At 49.5% G+C, this 1,868-nt stretch carries 4 protein-coding genes; 2 read left to right on the forward strand and 2 right to left on the reverse strand.

The window, feature by feature from the left end; translation table 11 throughout:
• Window positions 1–814: DNA replication terminus site-binding protein (locus KDK16_RS08695; protein ID WP_257275631.1), on the forward strand; the 814-nt coding region annotated here is incomplete at its 5' end.
• Window positions 815–870: 56 nt separating this feature from the next.
• Here KDK16_RS08695 and KDK16_RS08700 read toward each other — a convergent pair.
• Entirely contained in the window at window positions 871–1,038 is a 168-nt protein-coding gene (locus KDK16_RS08700) for a hypothetical protein (RefSeq protein WP_257275632.1), read from the reverse strand.
• Window positions 1,039–1,069: 31 nt separating this feature from the next.
• Between KDK16_RS08700 and KDK16_RS08705 the strand changes: the two genes are divergently transcribed.
• Window positions 1,070–1,456, forward strand: a complete 387-nt coding sequence (locus tag KDK16_RS08705; protein WP_257275633.1) for a hypothetical protein — start codon at window positions 1,070–1,072, stop codon at window positions 1,454–1,456.
• A gap of 132 nt (window positions 1,457–1,588) precedes the next feature.
• Here KDK16_RS08705 and KDK16_RS08710 read toward each other — a convergent pair whose 3' ends face one another.
• Complete coding sequence (locus KDK16_RS08710; RefSeq protein ID WP_257275634.1) at window positions 1,589–1,846, reverse strand: GrxA family glutaredoxin; 258 nt, start codon at window positions 1,844–1,846, stop codon at window positions 1,589–1,591.
• Window positions 1,847–1,868: the final 22 nt, after the last annotated feature.

Below are 1,868 nucleotides of genomic sequence, written 5' to 3' on the forward strand. Positions count from 1 at the left end.
GGTCTATGATGACCAGCTCCTGCCCGTCTGGGTCATGAAATTGCCGGACGAGGACAAGAATGACCGCGCACTGGCAGCTGAAACCAGCACCCGGTTGATCTATACCGATCAGCAAAACAAACAGGAAACGGCCCGGCTGCCCGGAATCGTGGGCATCGCCAGAGACACCTTGCAGACAGGTATAAGGCTTAATGAAGCCCGGGAAAACTTCAAACAGGCTATGACCGAGTTCAGGAAGCTGTATGGAGACAGTATTGAAGCCATTGAAGAAACATCGGACGAGATCAGGGAGAAGATGCTGGGCGGCCTGCAGTTTGCCCACATCCATTTCGTCCAGAGTTATCGTCAACTGAAACTCTTTGAGACACCACCCCGTCGCATTGGCTTCAGCTGGGCAGCCCACCATAGCGGCTCTGTTAAGCTTTCCGCAAATGAAGCAATTGACCATCTACGCAAAAAATACCTGACTTCCAGTGCCATTCAGACAGACATTGAGATGCTTGAAGCGATGCCCGCCAGCGAGACCGTCATTATCAAAAGAGTTCTGAGCCCTCACCTCCGTGCCAATCTGACCTGGGCCAAAGAGATTGAACAGCTGAGAAAGGCGGATAAAGAGCTTCGCAAGCGCTATCCTGGCCAGATCAATACCCCACTCCCTGTTTTTGTCCAGCTCGAAAAAGGCCAGCCATTGCCAGAGTTCAACCGGATCAAACCCTTTAATCCCTCTGCCAAACAGGAGCGACTCACTCGCAGTGACGCCAGACTGGTGAAAATATCCGAAAACCCACACTCTCGAATTTATAAATATGCCTGAATTCGAAAGGTATTGGGTAGTTGATAGTAGATGGTGACCAGTGGCGTGTCTGCTCATCAAAAATGTTTTTTCGCTTCGGCCCAGTTTTCCATGGGAATGGCAGGGGCCAGATTCTGTTCCCAATACTGGTTGCGCAGACGTTCTTTTTCGGCATCGTCGGCCTGTTGAAAAACAGGGTCTGCAGTCTGGTCTTGCCAGCTGGTCGTAGTGTCATCCCTGATCAATGCTGTTTTTTCAGTTTTTGTCGGGGTGGTTATGGAAAAGTCGTTATTTTCAGAGCTCAAGCGTATTGGCATTGATGAAGAACTGGCCAGTAAGGTCAGTGCTTCCCTTGATCCGGAATACAACGCCAGTAAAAAGGATATCCTGATTATGCAGGAAGCCATTATGCAGTTACAGCTACAAGGTGAGCGAAATTATCAGTCACTGAGTTCGGATATCAGTGCCTTGCGTACTGAGCTGCACAGGGATATAGCCGGTGTGCGAACCGAACTGCATAAAGAGATTGCCGGTGTTCGTGCTGAAATCAGCGATGTACGCACCGAAATGGGCTCTTTTAGTCGGCAATACATCATTACCTTTCTGAGCCTGATTACCACCATTGTCAGCGTTTTTGTCATTAATTGGCACTTTCACCAGTAACGCAAAGGCGTATGGGTTGTAGTGATTCTGCCCCTGATAGTAACGTCGAGCATCCTGATTGCTACCTTACATCGACGGGGCCGGACCATACCACGAATGACTGGCCTGAGGCGCAGCGACTGGCTGTCGACCTCAGCCTTGCAGGGATTCCACCAACTCTTCTTTCAAATAGGCATCCAGCTCTGTGTAACCGCCAATGTACTTTTGACCATGAAAAATCTGAGGTACGGTTTCAACCCGCTTTCCTACTGTTTTTTCCAGATCTGCCTTGGTGATGCCTTCCGCATGAATATCCACGTAGAGCATTGGCAGTCCACGGCTTTCCAGCACTTCTTTAGCTCGTACACAATAACCACAGCCCGGACGACCAAAAACGGTAAAACGATCCATAAAACCCACCTGACTCTAATCA

This window comes from Endozoicomonas sp. SESOKO4, from assembly GCF_024606275.1.

Bases quoted from the DNA above. Each gene is read 5' to 3' on its own strand.
- KDK16_RS08710 (WP_257275634.1), bottom strand. From the start codon at position 1,846: ATGGATCGTTTTACCGTTTTTGGTCGTCCGGGCTGTGGTTATTGTGTA.
- KDK16_RS08705 (WP_257275633.1), top strand. From the start codon at position 1,070: ATGGAAAAGTCGTTATTTTCAGAGCTCAAGCGTATTGGCATTGATGAA.